The organism is Gordonia namibiensis NBRC 108229 (assembly GCF_000298235.1).
Lineage (GTDB): Bacteria > Actinomycetota > Actinomycetes > Mycobacteriales > Mycobacteriaceae > Gordonia > Gordonia namibiensis.
The window spans coordinates 130,514-146,856 of record NZ_BAHE01000009.1 but is presented as its reverse complement, the minus strand read 5'-3'; the positions used below and the strand labels follow the sequence as shown (position 1 = coordinate 146,856).

The 16,343-nt window shown below is 67.8% G+C and carries 16 protein-coding genes; 1 reads left to right on the top strand and 15 read right to left on the bottom strand.

The features are described from left to right. Window positions 1-2 precede the first annotated feature (2 nt). The 4 genes from GONAM_RS05340 to GONAM_RS05325 all read right to left on the bottom strand — a co-directional run bounded on the left by GONAM_RS05340 (window position 3) and on the right by GONAM_RS05325 (window position 4,876). Window positions 3-851 carry a transglutaminase family protein gene (locus tag GONAM_RS05340; protein ID WP_006865755.1) on the bottom strand — a complete coding sequence of 283 codons (849 nt, stop codon included), beginning with the start codon at window positions 849-851 and terminating at the stop codon, window positions 3-5. After that, complete coding sequence (locus GONAM_RS05335; protein ID WP_006865754.1) at window positions 848-1,825, bottom strand: alpha-E domain-containing protein; 978 nt, start codon at window positions 1,823-1,825, stop codon at window positions 848-850. The genes GONAM_RS05340 and GONAM_RS05335 overlap by 4 nt, the downstream gene beginning before the upstream one ends. After that, window positions 1,822-3,642, bottom strand: coding sequence for a circularly permuted type 2 ATP-grasp protein (locus GONAM_RS05330; RefSeq protein ID WP_006865753.1), 1,821 nt, complete (start codon window positions 3,640-3,642; stop codon window positions 1,822-1,824). The genes GONAM_RS05335 and GONAM_RS05330 overlap by 4 nt, the downstream gene beginning before the upstream one ends. A 79-nt stretch (window positions 3,643-3,721) precedes the next feature. Then, on the bottom strand, window positions 3,722-4,876 hold the full coding sequence (locus GONAM_RS05325; RefSeq protein WP_006865752.1) for a hypothetical protein: 1,155 nt from the start codon (window positions 4,874-4,876) through the stop codon (window positions 3,722-3,724). A gap of 228 nt (window positions 4,877-5,104) precedes the next feature. Here GONAM_RS05325 and rpsT point away from each other — a divergent pair, with 228 nt between their 5' ends. Next, on the top strand, window positions 5,105-5,365 hold the full coding sequence (gene rpsT / locus GONAM_RS05320) for a 30S ribosomal protein S20 (protein ID WP_006865751.1): 261 nt from the start codon (window positions 5,105-5,107) through the stop codon (window positions 5,363-5,365). 477 nt (window positions 5,366-5,842) lie between these two features. On the opposite strand, the gene holA is transcribed toward rpsT, so the two are convergent. The 11 genes from holA to nadD all read right to left on the bottom strand — a co-directional run bounded on the left by holA (window position 5,843) and on the right by nadD (window position 16,322). After that, window positions 5,843-6,811 (bottom strand): DNA polymerase III subunit delta, encoded by a 969-nt coding sequence (holA, locus tag GONAM_RS05315; protein ID WP_006865750.1) that lies wholly within the window; start codon window positions 6,809-6,811, stop codon window positions 5,843-5,845. Between the two features lie 178 nt (window positions 6,812-6,989). Then, window positions 6,990-8,546: an HD domain-containing phosphohydrolase gene (locus GONAM_RS05310; protein WP_006865749.1), complete on the bottom strand. Its 1,557-nt coding sequence runs from the start codon at window positions 8,544-8,546 to the stop codon at window positions 6,990-6,992. A 23-nt stretch (window positions 8,547-8,569) separates the two neighbouring features. Next, window positions 8,570-9,397, bottom strand: coding sequence for a methanethiol S-methyltransferase (gene mddA, locus GONAM_RS05305; RefSeq protein WP_006865748.1), 828 nt, complete (start codon window positions 9,395-9,397; stop codon window positions 8,570-8,572). Next, complete coding sequence (locus tag GONAM_RS05300; RefSeq protein ID WP_006865747.1) at window positions 9,394-10,140, bottom strand: hypothetical protein; 747 nt, start codon at window positions 10,138-10,140, stop codon at window positions 9,394-9,396. Before GONAM_RS05300 ends, mddA begins: the two co-directional genes overlap by 4 nt. 177 nt (window positions 10,141-10,317) lie before the next feature. Further along, window positions 10,318-11,703, bottom strand: coding sequence for a ComEC/Rec2 family competence protein (locus GONAM_RS05295; protein ID WP_006865746.1), 1,386 nt, complete (start codon window positions 11,701-11,703; stop codon window positions 10,318-10,320). A gap of 2 nt (window positions 11,704-11,705) precedes the next feature. Then, window positions 11,706-12,707, bottom strand: coding sequence for a ComEA family DNA-binding protein (locus GONAM_RS05290; RefSeq protein ID WP_040535454.1), 1,002 nt, complete (start codon window positions 12,705-12,707; stop codon window positions 11,706-11,708). 97 nt (window positions 12,708-12,804) lie between these two features. Beyond that, on the bottom strand, window positions 12,805-13,665 hold the full coding sequence (locus GONAM_RS05285) for a DegV family protein (protein WP_006865744.1): 861 nt from the start codon (window positions 13,663-13,665) through the stop codon (window positions 12,805-12,807). A 59-nt stretch (window positions 13,666-13,724) separates the two neighbouring features. Further along, a complete protein-coding gene (gene octT / locus GONAM_RS05280; protein WP_245548574.1) occupies window positions 13,725-14,432 on the bottom strand; it encodes a diglucosylglycerate octanoyltransferase in 708 nt (235 codons plus the stop codon). A gap of 38 nt (window positions 14,433-14,470) precedes the next feature. Continuing rightward, entirely contained in the window at window positions 14,471-15,184 is a 714-nt protein-coding gene (locus GONAM_RS05275) for a histidine phosphatase family protein (RefSeq protein WP_006865742.1), read from the bottom strand. Beyond that, window positions 15,181-15,543, bottom strand: coding sequence for a ribosome silencing factor (rsfS, locus tag GONAM_RS05270; RefSeq protein WP_010841291.1), 363 nt, complete (start codon window positions 15,541-15,543; stop codon window positions 15,181-15,183). The genes GONAM_RS05275 and rsfS overlap by 4 nt, the downstream gene beginning before the upstream one ends. A 17-nt stretch (window positions 15,544-15,560) precedes the next feature. Beyond that, on the bottom strand, window positions 15,561-16,322 hold the full coding sequence (gene nadD, locus GONAM_RS05265) for a nicotinate-nucleotide adenylyltransferase (protein WP_006865740.1): 762 nt from the start codon (window positions 16,320-16,322) through the stop codon (window positions 15,561-15,563). Window positions 16,323-16,343 lie beyond the last annotated feature (21 nt).

The window sequence follows — 16,343 nt, the reverse complement described above, 5'->3', positions numbered from 1 at the left end:
TCCTACGCCAACCGGGTGATCTCCACGATGACATCGAGATCCGTTGCGCCGCCGCCGGTGTAGACCCCCTTGAGCGGCGACACGTCCGCGTAGTCGCGGCCGACGCCGACCGACACGTGCTGTTCGGTGATCGGGGTGTCGTTGGTCGGGTCGTAACCCCACCAGCCGCCGGTCCAGGCCTCGATCCACGCATGGCTCTGGCCCTGGACCGTCTTGTCGATCGCAGCATTCGGCTTCGGGTGCAGGTACCCCGACACGTAGCGGGCCGGAATCCCCAGGCCGCGCAACATAACCAGGGTGAGGTGCGCGTAATCCTGGCAGACGCCCTTGCGTTCGTTCCAGGCGTCGACGGCGGTGGTGTGCACGCCCGTGGTGCCGGGCACGTACTCCATCTCCTGGTGGACGTATCGGGACAGCGCCTCGACCGTCTCCTCCGGCGTGAGTCCCTTGGCAACCCTCTTCGCCGCCGCGATCAGCTGACGGCTCTTCGGCACATAGGTGGTGTTGGAGAGCATCTCGTCGTAGCGGTCCATGACGGCCTCGCTGCGGATGTCCTCCCAGGACGCCTGGTCCTCCTCGGCCGGGCGCTGACCGGCCTCGGTCTCGACGACCGACATGCCCGACACCTCGAGCTCCTCGTGTGGTGCATGGAGATCGAAGGCGGTGACCGCCGTACCCCAGTAGTCGGTGTACCGATACGACCTGGTGGCCGGCACGGTCTCGACACGATTGACGATCACGTTCTGCCGGGCGTCGCTGCGGGGCGTGATCCGGGCCTCGTTGTACGACGACGTGACGGGACTGTGGTAGGCGAAACCGGTGGAATGGACGACGCGCAGACGCCAGCTCACAGTTCACTCTCCTCGATCACTTGGTTGTCGCTGACGCGCGTGTCGGCCCACGAGACATACGGCGACACATGGAAGTACTGCTTGGTGACCGCCTCGTTGACGGCACGGCAGGTGTCCTGTAGATCGACGAGACGTTCTTGCAGCCCGTCGAGCAACTCGCCGGGTTCGAGGAACTCCAGCGAACTCCGCGCCCGACCGAGCAGCAGCTGGGCCTCGGCCTGCGCGCCGACGCGGCTGGGGCCCTTCTCGAGCTGCCCGAGGTTGCGTTCGGCGACGCTGAGCGCGTGGAAGATCGACCGCGGGAACAGTCGGTCGAGCAGCATGAACTCGACGATGTTCTCCGCGTCGAGGACACCGCGGTAGGTGCGCAGGAAGGTGTCGTGGCCGCCGGCGGAGACCAGCACGTTGACCCACGCGGGCGACGACGTGCGATCCCCTGCTCGTGACAACAGCATTCGGATCGTCATGTCGACCCGTTCCACGGAACGGCCGAGCAGCAGATAGCGGTACCCGTCGTCGTGGCTGAGTGTGGCGTCGGCGAGACCGGCGAACATGGCCGCCCGGTTCTTCACGTACGAGAGGAACTCGTGCGGGCCGAGGCGGCGCGCACGGCGTTCGGCGGCGTCGAGTCCGTTGTAGGTGGTGTTGAGACACTCCCACAACTCACTCGACGTGACTTCCCTTGCGCCGCGAGCATTCTCGCGCGCCGCGCGGATGAGGTCGACGACCGACCCGACTGCGTTGGCGTCGTAGGCAACGCGCTCTGTCAGCGACCAGACGTCGAGTTCCTCGTCGGTCTCCGGCGCCTCGAGCCCCAGCACCTGGATGATCAGTCGCGCCTGCTGGTCGACGTCGACGGTGGTGTCCTCGAGCAACTGGTGGATCGCGACGTCGAGGATGCGCGCCATGTCGTCGGCGCGTTCCACGTACCTGCCGATCCAGTACAACGACTCGGCGTTGCGCGCCAACATCATCGGGGATCACCACCCTGCTGCTGAGTCATGCCGCCGAGACTCTGGCACTGTTCGCCCGGTGACTGCGACTGGGACGACACGCCCTGTTGCTGCTGTTGGGTCTGGGTGTGCACCGGGTCGGGGGCGTTGTCGGCGGGCCGGGCCGCGGCGACACCACTGGTGGTGACCACCTTCGCGCCGGACAGTTCGCGTTCGGCCTCCGACGTCCGGCTGGCGAGCACCCAGGTGTCCTTGGAGCCGCCGCCCTGGCTGGAGTTCACCACCAGCGAGCCTTCCGGCAGGGCTACGCGGGTGAGACCGCCGGGCAGGACCCAGACCGACTCGCCGTCGTTGACGGCGAACGGACGCAGGTCGACGTGACGCGGGCGGATCTCGTTGCCGATCTTCGTCGGCACCGTCGACAACTGGACGACAGGCTGTGCGATCCAGCCGCGCGGGTCGTTGCGCACCTTGCGGGCCAGGGTGTCCAGCTCCGCCTTGGTGGCCTCGGGCCCGAAGACGATGCCGTATCCGCCCGATCCCTCAACAGGTTTCACGACGAGTTCGTCGATACGGTCGAGCACCTCTTCACATTCCTCGGGAAGCCAGCAGCGCAGGGTGTCGACGTTCTGCAGGCTCGGCTTCTCCCCGAGGTAGTACTCGATGATCTCCGGGACGTAGGTGTAGATCAGCTTGTCGTCGCCGACACCGTTGCCGACCGCGCTCGAGATGACCACGTTGCCGGCCCGGGCCGCGTTGAGGAGTCCGGCGACACCCAGCATCGAATCGGGACGGAACTGCATGGGGTCGAGGAAGTCGTCGTCGATGCGGCGGTAGATGACGTCGACGCGCTGCTCGCCCTCCGTGGTGCGCATGTAGACGACGTTGTCGCGGCAGAACAGATCTCGACCCTCGACGAGCTCGACGCCCATCAGGCGTGCGAGCAGCGAGTGTTCGAAGTACGCGGAGTTCGCCACACCCGGGGTGAGCACGACGATGTTCGGGTCGGCCTCGTTGAACGCCGCCGACGCCCGCAACGCGCGCAGCAGGTGGCTCGGATAGTCGGCGACCGCGCGGACGCGGTGCTTGGAGAAGAGGTCGGGGAACACGCGGGCCATCGCACGGCGGTTCTCGAGCACGTACGAGACACCCGACGGGGACCGCAGGTTGTCCTCGAGAACTCGGAAGTCGCCGTTCTCGTCGCGGATCAGGTCGATGCCGGCGACGTGGATGCGAACACCATTGGGCGGCCGGATGTTTGCCGCCTGCCGATGAAAGTGCTCACACGAGTGGACGAGCCGTTTCGGCAGCACGCCGTCGCGCAGGATCTCCTGCTCGCCGTAGATGTCGTCGAGGAACAACTCGAGCGCCTGCACTCGCTGGGTGATACCCGCTTCGAGTTTGCTCCATTCACCGGCCGAGATCACGCGCGGCACAATGTCCAACGGGAAGGGGCGCTCCTTGCCGGAGAGTGAGAAGGTCACACCCTGATCGAGGTAGGCGCGGCCCAGCGCTTCGACGCGGGCCTCGACCAGGTCGGACGACTCCTCGTCGGCCATCGCCTTGTAGATGCCGCGATACGGCGTGCGCACATCACCCGCGGCATCGAACATCTCGTCATATGCCTTGCCGTACGGGCCTTTTGAGTACCCGCTGAAGTTCCCGGTGAAGTTCTGCTCGCCGCTCGACTTGCCGGATCTGCCTCCCGACCCCGAACTCTTCGACGAGCCGGAGCGGCCCGAAGCCGCCTTCCCGGACGAGCTCGACGTCGTTGTCTTCGCGGATGCGGACTTACGCGCCGCCTTCTTGGCAGGCGCACTTGTCGATGCGGGGGTCATAATTTGCCATGGTGCCGCAAAATCGTGCAATCGGCACGACGGTTGCTCACCTGTGTCGTGGACGGCCCACGGCGACGCCTCACCGTGACCGCTGCATCGCCAGCGCGCGACGCTTGACTCTGCGCAGGACATTGGCCGCGCGGGTCTTCACCGGCGGTCCCGTCTTGGGCAGCGGCGCCGCGAGGACCATCGCGGCGATCGTGTCGAGTGCCACGTCGAGCACCTCGCGGTCCGACGGCATCGGCGCGTCATCGGTGGCGCCCTCCGGCGACACGTTGAGGTCGGCGAGGTCACCCGCGACGTCGTATCCCGCGCTGCGGACTGCCTCCACCATCGTGGCCGCCTGGGCCGCCGCCCACTGCCGGTGTTTGACCGTCAGCCCCTGGGGTGCGCCCGAGCGCGCCTCGAACAGGATCTCGCCGATCACCTGTCCCTTGATGATGCGTTCGTACCGGCGCCACTCGATGGTCTCCGGCTGCAGGCGTTGATTCAGACCGCGCAGGAACTCGGCCTGCGACGCCGACAACGAACTGTTGAGACTCGGGACCGGGACGTTCAGCGGACCGGAGTCGACCTCCATGACCCGGAGGAAGCGGTCCCAGAGGGTGTCGCCCGGCTCCGGACGACCGCGCGGCACGGTCACCACGTGCACGCGTTCGGGTCCGACGAACCTCGCCCACTTCGCGAGGATGCCGACGTGGTCCTGGAACTCCCAGAACGGTTCGTCCTCGACAAGCGGACCGGCATCCTCCACGGATGCCTCACCCACCGTGTTCGACTCCGCCGCGAACGCGACCGCGTCGACGAACTCGTCGAAGGAGGCACGGCGCTGGTTCTTGACGTTCTCCTGCCAGACCGACGGGAGCTGGCGGGCGAGGTCGCGGACCGTCGCGATGACGTGGACCTCGTCGGCGAACGACAGGTCGGCCAGGAGGCGCTCGATCTGCTCACTCGTCGCGGTGCTGTAGAGCTCATGCGACAACAGCGAGGTCTGCGGCCAGGCCCGCATCTGACCGAGCAGCTTGGGCCACACCCCGCCGAAGGCCGGATCGGCCCAGTCGAGGTAGCGCTCCGGCTGGAGGTGGACCGCGGCGTGGAAGTGATCGGAGATCACATTGCCCGGGTAGAGCAACCCCGATGTCTGTAACGCCAGGTCACGGTTGCGCCAGAGTCGATCCTGCAGGTGCGTGGTGCCGGTCTTGGGAAGGCCGATGTGTACGTAAACGACGGACATGATGACTCGAGCCTAGACTTACACCCACGATGATTCTTATCGGCGCGCATCGGCCCGACGACGGATTTTGGGCTGGCTGATCCCGGCTGGTAATGTTGTCCGCTGTTGCGGTGACGCCGTGAAGATCCTTCACGAGCCGACACCGCGCGGTGCGAGTTCGGGCCACCCGGTCCGCCGCCCGACCAGAACAGACAGACATATCCACCAGCAACGACAGAGGTAACACGCGTGGCGAACATCAAGTCTCAGATCAAGCGCAACCGCACCAACGAGAAGAACCGGCAGCGCAACGTGTCGGTGAAGTCGGCACTGCGTACCTCGATCCGTAGCTTCCGCGAGGCAGTCGAGGCCGGCGACAAGGACAAGGCAGCCGAGCTCGGTCAGGCCGCGAGCCGCAAGCTCGACAAGGCCGCCAGCAAGGGCGTCATCCACGCCAACCAGGCCGCCAACAAGAAGTCGGCCATCGCTCTCGCGGTCAACAAGCTCTGAGCTGACCCACCCCGACCCCCGGGTCGCCTCGGCGCGTAGCGCGCCGTCATATGTTCATACTCACGATCACCCCGGCAGCATCCACGCGGTTGCCGGGGTGATCGTCGTTCTTCAGGATTGATGGTTTGGGCCGCTCCCCACGCGGGCTGAGCTACCCCACGCGCGCCCTCGCCACCTGCTGGCTGAGTGGCGACGAGCGCAGCGACGCTCACCGAACGCCGGTTGAGTGGCAACGAGCGCAGCCACGCTCACCGAACGCCGGTTGAGTGGCGACGAGCGCAGCGACGCTCACCGAACGCCGGTTGAGTGGCGACGAGCGCAGCGACGCTCACCGAACGCCGGTTGAGTGGCGACGAGCGCAACGACGCTCACCGAACGCCGGTTGAGTGGCGACGAGCGCAGCGAGGAGCTGTATCGAAACCAGCCCTGCCCGACGCGATTCAGCAAAGGTATCGCTCAGCGGAACCTGTTGCTGATTCAGCTGCGTCGTCGACCGTCCGGTCGGAGATCCGCGACCGCAGCGACGGCGTAGGTCAGGGCGTAATCAGCGTCAGCGGCCTGTCCCTTGACGTCGCCGTTGAGTTTCGCGACCACGCCGACCGCGCGGGCGATCGACTCCGAGTCCCAGGCTTTGGCCTTCGCCTGCACGCTCTTGACCCGGTTCGGCGGCATGCCGAGTTCGGAGGCGGCGGCGAAATGATCGATCGAACCCATCGGCCGGATCCGGGCGATGGCGTGGACGGCTTCGGCTAGGGCGTCGGCCAGCAGCACGCGCGGCACACCGTGGTGCAGCGCCCAGGCGAGCGACTCGAGCGCTCCGGCCCTGTCCCCCAGGACCGCCTTGTCGGCGACCTCGAAGCCGGTCACCTCGGACCGGCCCTGGTAGTACAGCTGCACACTGTCGCGGTTGACCTTGCCGCCGGTGTCGGCGACGAGCTGAGCACATGCGGCGGCCAGCTCACGCAGTTCCGATCCCACACTTTCGACGACCTGCTCGACGACGTCGGCGCTGACCTTCACGCCGAGCGACCGGAATTCGTTGCGGACGAAGGTCATCCGGTCCGACGCCCACTTCGGCGCGGTGGTCGCGTGCTCGACGGCGCCGGCCTTTTTCAAGGCCGGAACCATCGACTTGGCGCGACCACCACCGGAGTGGATCACCATCAACGTGATGCCCTCGGGCAGAGATGAGGCCGTCGCTGCGATGAGCGCCGCCGGCTCCTTACCGGCTTCGGCAGCAGACTCGACGACGACGATGCGTTCCTCGGCGAACAGTGACGGGCTCAGCAACTCGGCGAGCTCGTGTTCGCTGACGTCACCCGCACGCACCCGGGTCACCGGGACCGGTGTGCCCGCCTCCTTCGACGTCGCCTCGGCGACCGCGGAGATCACCCGGCCGGTCAGGAAGTCGTCGTCTCCGAGGAGCAGGTGCAGGCGATCGGTCACGTGCTCATCGTGCCAGATCGGGCCGACACGGGTTCGCGGGTGTGGCCGGTCCGCCCCGCGCTGAAATCCGCCCCCGAAAAGCGCCCTGTGCAGCGGCTCCGACGACGTATTGTCGGCCGCGGCCCGCTGGAGGGTCGTTTCCAGGGGCGGATTCCGGGGGCGGATTTCAGGCCGCGGCTCACCCCGGTCCCGCCAACCCGTTCTCCAGCGCATACAGGCTCGCGCCCACCCGGTTCGACGCCCCGATCTTCGTGTACGTCCGCTCGACGTGATTGCGCACGGTCTTCTCGCTGAGCATCAGCTTCGACGCGATCTCCCGGTTGGACAGCCCACGCGCGACAAGTCCGAGGATCTCCCGCTCCCTCGGTGCGAGCGCGTCGGTGCGTCGTGCCCGGGTCCGCGCGTGACCCGCGGCGGCGAGGACGGCCTCGACGCAGTCGGCGTCGAGCTCACCGCGATGGGCGCGGCGCTCGAGCCGTGCAGCCGCCTCGTCCGTCGACATCGCCTCCCGATACGGCCGTGGCTCGACCGCCGACCGATATGCGACCGCGGCAGCGAGAATGCGCTCCGACTGCCCGAGCGCCGGTCCGTTGAGTCCCAGCGGATAGCCGGTGCCGTCGAGGTGCTCGTGGTGGGTCCGGGCGATGCGTGCCACGTCCCGGAGGCCCGGGATGCGCGTGAGGACGCGGTCGGTGAGATAGGGGTGCATGCGAACCCGCTCCCACTCGGCCGCGGTGAGGTCGCCGGACTTCGACCAGATCTGGTTCGACACCCCGATCCGCCCGACATCATGGAGACAACCCGCCCGGCGAATGTCATCGATCTCCGACCGCTCGCGACCGAGGTGTCCGGCAGCCGATTCCGCCAATGCCGACACCCCGCGTGAATGACCCAGCGCGAAGGGACATTTCAAATCGACGAAATCTCCGATGGCGAGCAGCAGGTGGTCCAGTCCCGGATCGTCGAGACGCAGCTCGGCATCCGGCGCGATGGCCAACGCCAGTTCCCACGGATCGTCGGCATCGGCCGGGAACAGTACGGCAGGGTCGTCGACGAAGGCATCGACGACGTCGGGATCGAAATGCCCGCCCCGCCGGCTCCGCGCCATCGCGACCGCTCCGTCGACGCCGTACGTTCGCTGGTGGACCTCGGCCATGTCGGCCAGCTGCGCCACCCGCATCTCGATCGGGATCTCCGCACCCGCCACCCCGCCGGGCAACCCTCCCCCGTCGAAACGCTCGAACGTGTAGGTGATCGCTCGCTCCACATCGGGCCCCAGTCCGATGTGGTCGGCCAGTGCAGCCGCCGACAGGCAGTGCGAGTGCACGAGTGCCGCGAAGTTGCCGCGCGAATCCCGGAAGAGTTCGGCCATGATCTTCATCCGATGCGGAAGTGATTCTCCGCGACCGAGATTGCCGACGAGGAAACGCAGGTACGGAAGTCCCGACCAGTCGACGAGGTAGGCGTCCCGGCGCACCGCGATGTCGTCGCCGAACCAGCGCGCATACTCGGCGGAATCGGCATGACAGCCGATCCACATCACCAGCGTCGCGTAGTACACCGTGTCCTGCTGCGAGCGGTCGAGCCCGAGCCGGCGTGCCAATCGTGTGGCGATGACCGCCGACCGCAGCATGTGCTCGGCGGGCTGACCGAGTCCGAGGTCGATGGCGACCGACAGGCCGGCCAGCACCTCGACACGACGCGGCAGCACCGTCTGCGGGCTCATGGCGTTCATTGTCGCGCTCATCGCCCCGGGTGTCAGGCGACCCGTGCCTGCGCGGGTCGGGACGCGCGCCGCGCACGAAGACCGGGCACCAGCATCGGCACGCGATGGCGATAGTCGACGTAGTCGTTCCCGAACGCCCGGATCAGGTCCCGTTCCTCGAGGTGGATACCGACGAAGATGTAAGCCGTTGTCGCGCAGGCAAACACCAGATGTCCGACGGTCATCGTCGGGGCCACCCAGAAGGCGATGACGAACCCGAGATAGATCGGGTGGCGAACGATCCCGTACCAGAGGGGCGTGACGAACCGGTAGGGCGGGAGCGGTCGCCGACGTGCGTTGGCGACCACCTGACGTAGACCGAACAGATCGAAGTGGTTGATGAGGAACGTCGATGAGAGTACGAGAATCCAGCCGAACAACGACGCCGCGACGAGAACCCACCGCAGTGCGGGCGTGGACGCGTCCCAGACGGTGGCGGTGATCGGATGCCACCACCAGAGCAGAACTGCCAGGCACGCGGTCGCAGCCAGGACGTAGGTGCTGCGCTCGATCGGCTGCGGCACGAGCCGCGTCCACCGTCGTTTGAACCCGTCGCGCGCCATGACGCTGTGCTGGGCCGCGAACAGCGCCAGCAGCCCGAGGTCGATCACCACCGCGACCACGATTCCCCCTGACGGTCCGCCGCGGTCGATGGTCCGCGGCACGATCTCGACGCCTCCGATCACGATCGAGGCATTCTCGACAAAGGCGATGGCCCACAGGAACACCACCAGGAAGGCGACGTAGGCCGTCACCCCGTAGAGGAGGTAGGCAGTGCGGGTGAGAAGGGTTGTCGGCGGGGCCGTTTCGGTGGTGGTCATGTCGGTGCTCCGGTGTCGGTGAGATGCTGCTGGGATTTGTCGGTGGGTACAGGGGCGTCGAAGGCCGATCGTCCGACGAAGAACAGTCCGCGTTGCGGGAGCGGGATGTCGCCGATGCTGATCTGTTCGTCGAGTGGTGCGGGAGCGCCGAAGGTCTCACCGTCAAGCGATGCCCGGCTGTCGCCGACGCGCCAGACGTACAGCGGTGTTCCGCGGAACTGGGGGCCATTCGGGGTCCGTGCGCACATGCGGATTCGGCCGGCGCGCAACATCACCGTTGCCATGGGGCCGATGGCATGCAGAATGGTCCGGCTGCGCCACGCTGCGGTGGGCGTCGCACCACTCAGCGCGGTCATCAGCCGGGTCGCCGGTGACGAGGCCAGCTCGACCGTCCAGCGGAGCGTCTCGCCCATCGTGACCTCGAACGTCCGATCGTCGGCCCATCCGACATTGATCGACGGAACGTGTCGTGTGGTCGCGCCCGCACCGAAGTAGCGCGGGCAACTCCGGTCGGGAGCAGTTGTGGTGTAGAGCGCCCAGTGTCCACTCGGATCTCGATGCCAGACGGACCGATATGCGGGTCCGATGGAACTGGCGACCATGTCACGCAGGGCCAGATAGTGGCCCGACGCGAACGGCAGGCCCATGACGCCATAACCGGCGAATCGCTCGTCATCGCCGTCGGCGAGCCGCGGGTGAGCGCGGACATCGGCGACGACTTCTCGGGGTGTCTGTGTGTTCATGACCCCAGCGTCGTCCGCGACCCGCCTCACCCGCGTGGGGCATCTGCCTCAACTTCCCTCCCGAACCCGTCCCGTGCCCCCCCGCGCTGTGATCCGCCCACGGAAAACACCCTGTGCAGCAACGCCGGCGACATATCGCCGACGCCGCGTTCTGGCGGGCGCATCCCAGGGCGGTTTTCACGCCCACGGCATCTCGACACTCGCCCACGACGGTCCGCCGAGGACGTGCGCGCACCGCACCATCCACCACAGCTCCGGCCCCAGTGCGCGGACCAGCAGTTCGGCGATCCCCGCGCCGGCCCCGTCCGGCGGACCCAACGCACCCACGAGGGCGGCGACGGTACCGACGACGCTGATGATCGCGACGACGGGCGCGACGAGCAGATTCGCCACGATCCCGACCACCGACAGCCGACCCGTGACCAGCACGACGATCGGCGCGGTGACCACCTGCGCGGCAACCGCCATCGCGATCACCTCCGCCAGCCCCGGCGGACATCGCCACGCCCGCAAGCGGTCCCGCAGACGGGGCGCCCACAGCACGATGGCGCACGTGGCCGCCACCGACAACGCGAAGCCCGGTTGCAGAGCGAGTTCGGGCCACCACAGCAGGCCACCGATCACCGCGGCCCCGAGAGCCGGCATCGACTGCGAGCGCCGCGACGCGAACAGCGCCAGCACCCCGACCGCACCCATCAGCGCCGCCCGCAGCACGCTCGGCGTGGGTCGGACGAGCATCACGAACCCGACGATCACCACGAGCCCGATGACCGCCGCGGCGCGCGGTGGTACGCCGATGCTTCTGACGATGAGAAGTGCTGCCCCGCAGACGATTGCGAAGTTCGCTCCCGACACTGCTGTCAAGTGGCTGAGTCCGGCGGCGCGGAAGTCGTCGCGCAGGTCCTCGTTGACGCCGCTCTCGTCGCCGATCACCAGCCCCGGCAGCAGGCCTGCTGCTTCCGGTTCGAGGCCGCGGGTGGCCACCAGTTGTAGGCGCTGCCGGATCGACCCGGCGACCCGCTGATACGTGGGCGGTTCACCGACCAGCTTCGGAGTCGAAGCCGTCATCGATGCCACGAGCAGGGTTCGGTCCGGCGGTGCCCGCACCTTCACGACCGCGACAACCCGCTGGCCGGGCAACAACCCCGACCATGCCTGTGCCGCACCGCGCAGTTCTGCGGCTGCGCTCGTAACCCGCTGACTGCCGATCTGTTCGACGTCGACTCGCGCACGGATCCGTCCCTGACCCACGGGTCCGATCGGGGTCGGATCGCTGCGGAGGGTCATGACCGCCGTCGCCTTTCCCGACACATGCGCCAACGGGTGATCGGCGCGTACCTCTTGCCGGAGGGCGAGCGATGTCGCACAGGCAGCGGCCAGGCCGGCTCCCACGACGACGAGCCCCACCGCTTCCCAGCCGAACCGGCGGGAGCCACATGCACCGGCGACGGCGGCCACCGACGCGACGATCGCGATGCCGATGCTCACACCGACCGGGGCCACCAGACCGCACGCCGTCACCGACCACACCATCACCGCCGGCACGAGCAGCCGGAGGTCCATCGTCAAACCGTCACGAGGTCACGCAGTTTCGCCAGTCGCGCCGGCCCGATCCCGTCCACTTCGGCGAGCTGGTCCACCGACGTGAAGCGCCCGTTGCGCTCTCGCCAGTCGAGGATCGCCTTCGCCGTCACCGGACCGATGCCGGGCAGTGCATCCAACTCCGTCTCGGTCGCCGTGTTCAGATCGACCCGGCCGCCGGGTTCGGCCGCCGACGACTCCGGTGGCGCACCACCCGGGCTCGCAGAGGGACCGCGCGCCGGCGCAGCACCTTCCGCGCCGACCACGGCACTGCGCATCGACATCTGCCCCTCACCACCGGCATAACCGACGAGCACCTGATCCCCGTCTCGCAGCACCTGGGCGAGATTCAGGGACAACAGGTCCGCACCCTTGCGCGCCCCGCCGGCCTGATCGATCGCCTCCGCCACCCTGGCACCGGGAGCCAGACGCACCAGCCCCGGTTTGTTCACCAGCCCGACGACACTCACCACCAGTTGCGCCGGCGTCGTACTCGGTGGTGCAACCGGGGACGCGGAAACGTCGTTCGTCGACGACGACGGTCCGGCCGCGCCGAAGTCCACCACCGGCGCGGAATCCGTTCCGCGGAACAGTCCGAATCCGGCCACGACGCAGGCGATCACCCCGACCGCGATCAGTGCGATCGCCGCGGGCGGTGCCACCGCGAAGCGTCGACGCGGAACGGGATCATCGTCCTCGTCCCAGTCTCCGCCCAACCGATCGTCGTCGGAATCGAGGACGTCGTCGAACCGCCCGCCCCGACCGCGGCGCGGTGGCGACGGTGGTGGCGCATCCAGCCACGTCGGCATCCCGCCGATCCCCCAGCCCGGATGTTCGGGTTCCTCGACGGCGACAGCTGCCGCCACCGGGTCGCCGACACCGGGCGGTGGGTCGGATTCGGCGGCGGCCGGCGACAGATCCCGCCGCGTCGGCGACTCGACCGGTCCCAGACGGTCCAACGGATTCCGCCGTCCTGATGCGCTCATGGCGCCACACGCTAGGGCTGTTCAGCGCCGAATCGACGTGGCACAGCGCGCAGCCGAGAGATCTGTGGACAGCAGCCGGGCTGTCGACAGGGCGACGTCAGTCTTCCCCGAGCCCCTCGATCGGTTCGAGATGTGCCGCGATGACGATGCCCACCGATCCCGGGCCCACGTGCGAGCCGAGGATGGGTCCGAGGTCGACGGTCAGCTCGGAGGTCACCATCCGCAGCCGGTTGCGGAGTGTGGCGAGCAGATCCGCCGCGACGTCAGGGGTCTCGCAGTGCTGGACGCCGACCGTGACCGCGCGTCCGCCGGCCGATTCGACCGCCGCGTCGACCATCTTGTCGAGGGCCTTGGAGAAGGTACGGTGACGTTCCTTGAGCTGGAGCGTGCCGTCGACCATGTGCAGGATCGGCTTGATCGACAATGCCGAACCGAAGAGCTTGCCGGCGGCGGAGATCCGGCCGCTCTGGCGCAGGTTGTCGAGCTGTTGGACGCACAGCAGCGAGTCGACGGTCGCGGCCTGCCGGATCGCGGACTCGTACACGCGATCCCGGTCGGCACCGTCCGCGGCCGCCTGTGCCGCTGCGATGGCCGTGAAACCCACTGCGAGACCGACAGACCGGGAGTCGACGATGCGGACCTGCCCGGAGAACTTCTCCGCCGCCAGCCGCGCCGAACTCCACGTGCCGGACAGTTTGCGCGACATGTGCACGGCCACCACGCCGGCACCTTCGCTCGCTTCGAGTGCCGACTCGTAGTACTCGGTCAGCTCGCTCGGATTGGCACCCGAGGTGGTCACTCCCGGCGTCGAGACGACATCCTCCGGGATGTGGTCGACGCCCTCTCGGTAGTCCTTGTCCTCGATCGTGAGATGCAGCGGGACCTGTCGGATCCCGTATCGCTCGGTGACCGCTTCCGGTAACCGAGACGACGAATCTGTGACGACGACGACAGGCACCCGTCTACGTTAGCCGGTTCACCGGCCGACCCTCACACGGGAGTCACGAGCTTCGGCGCCTACGAGTTCGCCCGGCTCTTCTCGACCACGGGCGTCACCAGATCGGCGATCTGACGATGGCAGGAGAAGCCCCAGTGGATGCCGTCCGGGTTCATCTCCGCCGCCGGATCCGCAAAGGCGTCCCGGGTCACCGGATAGAAGTCGACGCAGGGCAATCCGTGCTGTTCGGCCCACCGCGCGATCGCCGCCGTCGTCGGGATCCGGCCCGTGTGGACGTAGCCGTAGTACGGGCTGCGATGCGTCGGCGGCAGGCACACGACGATCGGCAGATCCGGACGGAGCTGTGTGAGGGCCTCACGGATCTTGTCGAGGTATTCGACGGTCACCTTCGGCGGCAGCGCCAGCGGCCATCCAAGACGTGAGCCACGGGGTTGCACCCACGAATATGCGTCACGGACCAACTGCCGCAGCCGATTCGGCCGCACGTAGCGGATCTGCTCGCGCAGCGCGGTCGGCAACGGCGAGGGCAACGTATCCATGCCGCCGAACGCCAGGACGACGACGTCGGTGTGCGGCACGGTCGCCCAGATGTTCGGGTCCTGGGTCAACGCCCACCAGACGTCACGGCTCGTCCAGCCGATCCGGCCGAACAGCTTCACCGGCAGACCCACCTCGGCTCCGACCAGCGACGGCCAGATCCGCGGATCGTTCGCAGGGAGCCCGCCGACCGGGCCGTAGTAGGCCAGCGAGTCGGACAGGACCATCATGCAGCGCTCCCCCGAAGGGGCGCCGATGTTCACCTCGGTCACTGAACGGCGGGGTCCGAGTCCTCGGCCGACGCGTTCCACACGTCCAACCGCCACCGCGGAAGATCGCCGGGCGCACCGTGACCCGACAGCTGCACCCAGCTGGTGTTCGCGAGGCCGCCGAAGACCGGCCAGTTGTCCACCGGCAGACCGAGGAGCGCCGCGGTCATCGCCGCGATCACCCCACCGTGCGCCACCAGCACCACCGGCGCCTCGGGATTGTCGCCCACACCCCAGTCCGGCAACTGCTCGATCAGCTCGTCGACCAGCGGGGTGGAGCGCCTCGCCACGTCGACGCGGCTCTCGCCGCCCGGCGGCGTCCACGTCGCGTCGTCGCGCCACACCGCACGCGCTCCCGGCATGACCTCGTCGACATCGAGATGCGTCAGGCCCTGCCACTCGCCGAGATGCGTCTCACGCAGGCGCACATCGGTTGTCACCGCCAGTCCGGTCCGCTGGGCGAGGGCCTCCGCGGTGTCCCGCGCGCGCTTCAGGTCCGACGACCAGATCACCAGCGGCTGCCGCTTGGCCAGTTCGATGGCGGCCGAATTCGCCTGTCGCACACCGAGCTCGGACAGGTCGGTGTCGAGCTGGCCCTGCATACGGCTACCCGCGTTGTACTCGGTCTGCCCGTGGCGCAACAGGATGAGCCGCCGGACGACCGGGGTCAGACGTTCGACCGCGGTGTCGTGGGTGTCGGGACCCCCGCTCACGAAAGTCCTTCGACCTCGACGACCGGGCAGTCCTTCCACAGACTCTCCAGCGCATAGAAACGACGCTCGTCGGTGTGCTGGATGTGCACGACGATGTCGGCATAATCGAGCAGCGCCCAACGTCCCTCACGGGTGCCCTCGCGACGCAGCGGCTTGTGGCCGGCCTCGCGCAGCTTCTCCTCGACCTCGTCGACGATCGAATTGACCTGCCGCTCGTTGTCCGCCGACGCGATGACGAAGGCGTCGGTGATCACCAACTGTTCCGACACATCGATCACGGTCACCTCATGGGCGAGCTTCTCCGCGGCCGCCAGAGCAGCCACCTTGGCCATCTCCAACGCTTCAGCTGACGCAGTCACACAAGTCCTCTCGAAATTCACTTACGGGTCGACGCCCGGTCCGCCCCGGGTGCAGGCTCCTCGTAGCCCACCCGCTCCGCTCCCGGTGCAGTGTCATTGCCGCCCGCTCGCGGAGCTCCCGGCGCGGATACACCGGGGGACGACGCCCGAGGCGCACGATACAGCTTCCTCTTGGCGATGTACTGCACGACGCCGTCGGGCACCAGGTACCAGACCGGCCGACCCTGCGCCGCACGCGTGCGGCATTCGGTCGACGAGATCGCCAGCGCCGGGATCTCCAGCAGGTGCAGCGTGTCGTCCGGCATCTGCTCCAGGTGGTGGGCCAGGTGCGTGGCGTCGAGTTCGTAACCGGGTCGGCTCACGCCCACGAAGCGGGCGAGGTCGAACAGTTCTTCCCAATCCTGCCAGGACAGGATCGATTCCAGCGCATCGGCGCCGGTGATGAAGTACAGCTGCGCGTCGGGCAGTTGCTTCCGCAGGTCGCGCAACGTGTCGACAGTGTAGGTGTCGCCGTCGCGGTCGATGTCGACACGACTGACACTGAACTGCGGATTCGACGCCGTGGCGATGACCGTCATCAGGTAGCGGTCTTCAGGTGGGCTGACCATCGTATGCTCGCCCAGCTTCTGCCACGGGCGCCCCGTCGGGACGAAGATCACCTCGTCGAGTTCGAAGCGATGAGCGACCTCGCTCGCCGCGACGAGGTGTCCGTTGTGGATCGGGTCGAACGTGCCACCCATCACGCCGATGCGGCGCGCACGGTGGCGGTCGGTTGACATGGACGGTGAGTCTACGCGGTG

What these genes read in the sequence shown, in the direction of transcription:
- GONAM_RS05335 (WP_006865754.1), bottom strand. Translation starts at nt 1,825, where the DNA reads ATGATGTTGGCGCGCAACGCCGAGTCGTTGTACTGGATCGGCAGGTAC.
- GONAM_RS05330 (WP_006865753.1), bottom strand. Translation starts at nt 3,642, where the DNA reads ATGACCCCCGCATCGACAAGTGCGCCTGCCAAGAAGGCGGCGCGTAAG.
- GONAM_RS05325 (WP_006865752.1), bottom strand. Translation starts at nt 4,876, where the DNA reads ATGTCCGTCGTTTACGTACACATCGGCCTTCCCAAGACCGGCACCACG.
- GONAM_RS05310 (WP_006865749.1), bottom strand. Translation starts at nt 8,546, where the DNA reads ATGAACGCCATGAGCCCGCAGACGGTGCTGCCGCGTCGTGTCGAGGTG.
- mddA (WP_006865748.1), bottom strand. Translation starts at nt 9,397, where the DNA reads ATGACCACCACCGAAACGGCCCCGCCGACAACCCTTCTCACCCGCACT.
- GONAM_RS05300 (WP_006865747.1), bottom strand. Translation starts at nt 10,140, where the DNA reads ATGAACACACAGACACCCCGAGAAGTCGTCGCCGATGTCCGCGCTCAC.
- GONAM_RS05295 (WP_006865746.1), bottom strand. Translation starts at nt 11,703, where the DNA reads ATGGACCTCCGGCTGCTCGTGCCGGCGGTGATGGTGTGGTCGGTGACG.
- GONAM_RS05290 (WP_040535454.1), bottom strand. Translation starts at nt 12,707, where the DNA reads ATGAGCGCATCAGGACGGCGGAATCCGTTGGACCGTCTGGGACCGGTC.
- octT (WP_245548574.1), bottom strand. Translation starts at nt 14,432, where the DNA reads ATGATGGTCCTGTCCGACTCGCTGGCCTACTACGGCCCGGTCGGCGGG.
- nadD (WP_006865740.1), bottom strand. Translation starts at nt 16,322, where the DNA reads ATGTCAACCGACCGCCACCGTGCGCGCCGCATCGGCGTGATGGGTGGC.